Source organism: Pseudoalteromonas sp. AOP7-A1-14 (assembly GCF_052376275.1).
Classification (GTDB): Bacteria; Pseudomonadota; Gammaproteobacteria; order Enterobacterales; family Alteromonadaceae; genus Pseudoalteromonas.
On the sequence record NZ_JBQSVO010000168.1, the window covers coordinates 1 to 4992 of the forward strand.

The 4992-nt window shown below is 41.3% G+C and carries 6 protein-coding genes; 1 reads left to right on the forward strand and 5 read right to left on the reverse strand.

Going from position 1 to position 4992, the window contains the following annotated elements; all coding sequences use genetic code 11:
- The first annotated feature begins 137 nt into the window (after positions 1–137).
- Entirely contained in the window at positions 138–812 is a 675-nt protein-coding gene (locus tag ACT3RM_RS16850) for a tRNA-uridine aminocarboxypropyltransferase (RefSeq protein ID WP_441836380.1), read from the forward strand.
- A gap of 96 nt (positions 813–908) precedes the next feature.
- Here the strand turns inward: ACT3RM_RS16850 and puuE are convergent, their stop codons facing one another.
- From puuE to ACT3RM_RS16875, 5 genes are all read right to left on the reverse strand, one after another.
- Positions 909–1838: an allantoinase PuuE gene (gene puuE, locus ACT3RM_RS16855; protein WP_441836379.1), complete on the reverse strand. Its 930-nt coding sequence runs from the start codon at positions 1836–1838 to the stop codon at positions 909–911.
- A 4-nt stretch (positions 1839–1842) separates the two neighbouring features.
- Positions 1843–3042 (reverse strand): urate hydroxylase PuuD, encoded by a 1200-nt coding sequence (locus tag ACT3RM_RS16860; protein WP_441836378.1) that lies wholly within the window; start codon positions 3040–3042, stop codon positions 1843–1845.
- Between the two features lie 2 nt (positions 3043–3044).
- A complete protein-coding gene (gene guaD, locus ACT3RM_RS16865; protein ID WP_441995338.1) occupies positions 3045–4409 on the reverse strand; it encodes a guanine deaminase in 1365 nt (454 codons plus the stop codon).
- 1 nt (position 4410) lies between these two features.
- Positions 4411–4755: a hydroxyisourate hydrolase gene (uraH, locus tag ACT3RM_RS16870; RefSeq protein ID WP_441836376.1), complete on the reverse strand. Its 345-nt coding sequence runs from the start codon at positions 4753–4755 to the stop codon at positions 4411–4413.
- Positions 4752–4992 (reverse strand): 2-oxo-4-hydroxy-4-carboxy-5-ureidoimidazoline decarboxylase (locus tag ACT3RM_RS16875; RefSeq protein WP_444511445.1); only part of this gene is annotated, 241 nt, incomplete at its 5' end. The genes uraH and ACT3RM_RS16875, both read right to left, overlap by 4 nt.

The following is a 4992-nucleotide window of genomic DNA, read 5'->3' on the forward strand; positions in this document are numbered from 1 at the left end:
TAACTTTATGGGGTCACTTCAGCTATGTGTATCGGCTTTTTAGTTTGTTTTGTACTATACGCAAAAAATAAGATTTTATTGTTATTAGTCGCTACACTAGGCGGGAATTATTTTAGGGAATTTATAGGGTTTTAACAGTGAAAAACGCGGTACTTGCATTACGTGCACAGCAAATAAGTGAATCTCGTCGTGAGTTTAATGCCCGTGGTGGGAAGATGGTTCGCTGTGAGCGCTGTTTGTTGGCAGAGCATTACTGTATTTGTGAGGGGATAGAGCAAGCCCGCTGTAACGCTGCGGTATGTTTATTAATGTATCACAATGAAAGCTTTAAACCTTCTAATACTGGGCGTTTAATTGCTGAAATAATACCTGATAACTATGCCTTTCGCTGGGATAGAACGCAGCCAGATGCTGACTTGTTGTTGCTGTTAAATAACCCTAAGTATCAGCCGGTTGTTATTTTCCCTGCCAGTGATGTAGAGCCTGAACGCGTGATCACTGAGGTTAAAGTTGCCCCTAGTAAACAGCCTTTATTTATCTTTTTAGATGGTACATGGCGTGAAGCTAAAAAGATGATACGAAAAAGCCCATACTTAGATAATTTCCCCGTCCTATCTATCTCGCCAGAAAAGGTCTCTGACTATCGCTTACGTATTGCGCCTCACGCACACCAGCTCGGTACGGCAGAGGTGGGCATTATGGTTTTAGCACTAGCGGGTGAAGACGATGCGAGAAAAAAACTGGAAGATCACTTTATCCGGTTTCGTGATGCTTATTTATTGGGTAAGAGAAATAAAGGTAGGCCGCTTTAACTAAAACGACCTACTCTTGTTGTAAAGTGATGCCTTGATGTTAAGAGATCTGTGGAGCGCTGAATTCTACATATTAAGGTAGTTTGGATACTGATATCATTCACAATAAGGGTGAGTTTCATGCCAATGTTTGGCAATGTCTAAACGGGTTGCAAACCATACATTTTCAAACGAACGAGCGTATTCAAAAAAACGCGCTAAGGCTTGAATACGCCCTGGGCGACCTACAATTCGACAATGTAAACCAATCGACATCATCTTCGGTTTATTTTCACCTGTTGATGAGCCTTCTTGATATAGGGTGTCAAAGGTATCCTTTAAGTAATTATAAAACTGATCCCCAGCATTAAATCCTTGAGCTGCGGCAAAGCGCATGTCATTCACATCTAAAGTGTATGGGACGATTAACTGTGGCTTACCTTGTTTGGTGCTCCAAAAAGGGAGGTCGTCGCTGTAATCATCAGCGTCATATAAAAATGAGCCGTTTTCAGCTACTAATGCTGCGGTGTTGGGACTCGTACGACCGGTATACCAACCCTGTGGTTTCTGGCCTGTGAGTTTTGTAATGATCGCGATTGCCTGTTGCATATGTTCGCGTTCGGTCTCTATATCGATATGTTGATAGTTAATCCAACGTAAGCCGTGACTGGCTATTTCGTGACCAGCTTCTACGCAGGCCTTAGCTACGTCAGGATGGCGCTCTAGTGCCATTGCAACAGCAAATAAGGTAATGGGAATATCATACTTTTTAAATAATTTTAATAAACGCCAAACGCCGGCACGCGAACCATACTCGTAAATAGACTCCATACTAATATGGCGCCCTTCAACATGTGGCGCGTTGATTATTTCAGATAAAAAAGTTTCAGCTGCTGTATCTCCATGCAGTACACAGTTTTCCCCACCTTCCTCATAATTAAGCACTACTTGTATGGCAATCTGTGCTTTGTTAGGCCAGTTTGCATGAGGAACTTGGTTTGCATAGCCAATTAAATTTCTTGGGTAATCTTCAGTTGATTTACTCATATAATTATCCTTTTTTGAGTGCAGACAACCAAGCGTCTAATGTTTGGCGTTCTTCATCAGTCATTTGCGTCATATTTGCCAAGGGCATATCTTTAGTAATAATTGCCCGAGTATGAATAAGGGCACTCACTTTTTTAGCTTGTTCAATTGAGTCTAACTTAAAGCCTAAAGGCGCTGTTTGAAATAACTCAGAGCGAGGGGTTTGACTATGGCACTCACTGCAGTGGGTATTAATTATATTCCATGCTTGAGCATCTGTTATGGTATTACCAACCTGTGATGATGAAGAAGCTGTTTTTGGCCATGGAGCAATGGCTAGCATCACGACTAAAAACGCGCCGATACCACTAATGAAAACAGATGGCTTATTAACACCTTGGTGTTTTAAATTAAAGTAATGACGTATCCACATACCAACTATAAATAACGCAATGAGAATTAACCAACCTAGGTCATGACTGTAGGTGAAAGGGAAGTGGTTACTGAGCATTATAAAAATAATAGGTAAGGTGGCGTAGTTATTATGTACTGAACATTGCTTTGCTTTTAAACCTGGCGCAGAGTCCGGAATACGGCCGGCTTCGATTTCACTCACCATATAGCGCTGGCCTGGCATGATAATGTGATAGACGTTGCCGGCCATACAGGTACCAATCAGCGCTCCTACGTGAATGTATACGGCGCGGTCGCTAAATAATTGATCGATTCCCCATGTCCAAAGGGCTAATAAACCAATGGCAACAATACTAAAAGCGATGCCTTTTTCGACCAGCGGGCTTTTACAAAGTAATCGATATACGCCATAGCCTAGAGCAATAAGTGCCAGTGATGAGCCAATTGCGGTAAATTTACTTAACTCACTTTTGCTTGCATCAAGTAGATAAATATCCGCACCGACATAATATAATAGGCTAAATAATAATACGCCGCTGATCCATGTTGTGTAGGCTTCCCACTTAAACCAATGGAGTGTGCTAGGCATTTTCTCGGGGCCATTTTGGTATTTTGCTACTTCATAAAAACCACCACCGTGTACAGCCCATAAGTCGCCCTTAATACCTTTGTCTTGCTTCCACTGTGGTGGGGTTTGTAAGTTATTATCTAGCCAAACAAAATAAAATGAAGCGCCAATCCAGGCAATGCCCGCAACCACATGAAAGTAACGGAACATTAAGTGAGCAAGCTCAAATAAGTAATTTTCCATGGTTAAGCCTCTTTAAGTATAGGAGGTTGAGTAACTGAAAACGGGTCGTTTAAGTCACGTTGATAAACACAATCACCCATAATATAAGTTTGTTCAATACAGCGGTCATCGCCGAGCATCATCATTGCAAATAGTTTTTCGTGTAGTGTTTTAGTATGACCGATTCTGAACTTTAAAAAGGAGGTTGCTTGGTAATCAATAACAATAAAATCAGCCTCGCAGTGAGTTGCAAAGTTACCGATAGTGCCCTCTAAATCGAGGGCTCGAGCACCGCCTAGCGTTGCTAAATATAAGCCTTTAAAAGCAGAGAATTTTTGACCTTGTAATTGTTGTATTTTATAAGCTTCATTGGCGGTTTGAAGCATGGAAAAGCTTGTGCCAGCCCCAATATCTGTGCCCATACCAACGTTTACGCTATGCTCTTCGCAAGCTTTTAAGTTAAACAAGCCAGAGCCTAAGAATAGGTTTGATGTAGCGCAATGTGAGAGCGCGGCATCATTATCAGCTATACAACATAGCTCACGATCGGATAAATGAATGCCATGGGCAAATACTGAGCGTTTACGAACCATGTTTTCTTTTTCATAAACAGCTAAATAGTCTTCGGCATCGGGAAATAACCCTTTAACCCAGTCACACTCATCTGTGTTTTCAGACAAGTGCGTATGTAAATATGTGTCTGGGTATTCAGTTAATAGCTGGCTACATTTTTGTAGCTGCTCAGGTGTTGAGGTAGGGGCAAAGCGAGGAGACACAGCGTAGCTTAGTCTGTCGACATTATGCCATTTCTCTATTAGCGCTTTTGATTCATCGTAGCTACTTTGTGCACTATCAGATAAATCATCAGGGCAGTTGCGATCCATCATCACTTTACCTGCAATCATACGTAGGTTTCGTTTTTGTGCTTCACTAAAAAAAGCATTAACTGATTGCGGGTGTACCGTGCCAAATACCATCGCTGTAGTTGTGCCATTGCGCAATAGCTCATCTAAAAATATTGTTGATACTTCTTGAGCGTAACTTTCATCTGCAAACTTTTTTTCGGTCGGAAATGCATATTCAGTTAGCCAACTAAGCAGTTGCTCGCCGTAGGCGCCAACCATTTCAGTTTGCGGTAGGTGGATATGGGTATCAATCATGCCCGGCATTATTAATTTACCATCATGTCTAGTTATGTCTACGGACTCATCAAGGTGTGCCAAGATATCTTTTTCAAAGCCGACCTCTACTACTTTGCCGTTTTCAATAACGAGCGCGCCCTGTTCAAAATAGCGGTGGGCGCTTTGGCCACTAATTGCCGGATCGTCTATGAAATCTAATATATCACCACAAATTACTTTGCTGTCTTTATTATTAAAGATACTCACGTTAACTTCCTCTGTAGGTTGAAAAGCCAAATGGCGATAGGAGTAATGGAATATGATGGTGTTTAGAGTCTTGTAATCTAAATGTGATCTCTACTTGAGGGTAAAATGCAGGTACAGGCTGCTTTTGATAATAGTTGTCTAGATCAAATATCAATTTATAGGTGGCGAACTTAATTGACGTGTCAGGAGATAACCAATCGATGATCCGTCCATCCGTATCGGTCACTCCTTTTGTTAGTAAGTGCCATTGCTTGTCAACTTGCTGATAAAGTGACACCGGCACATTAGCTGCCGGTTTTCCTGTGCTGGTATCTAAAATATGGGTCGTAATAGGGCTTTTGCTCATAGTAAATTCTCTAATCTAATTTGTGTAATTTTGGCTTGCTCACCAGCGGCTATTTGTAACTCTTCAGCGCGGTTGTTATTAATTCGTTGCTCTATTAGCGCCAGCATTTGTTCAGCGCTTTTACCGGTTGCACAAACAATAAAAATAAAGCCAAATTTATGTAAGTAGTCATTATTTAAGGTAATCATTTTTTCAAGTGTCGATGTATTTGCTTGACTCATACCAGATTGCTCAAGG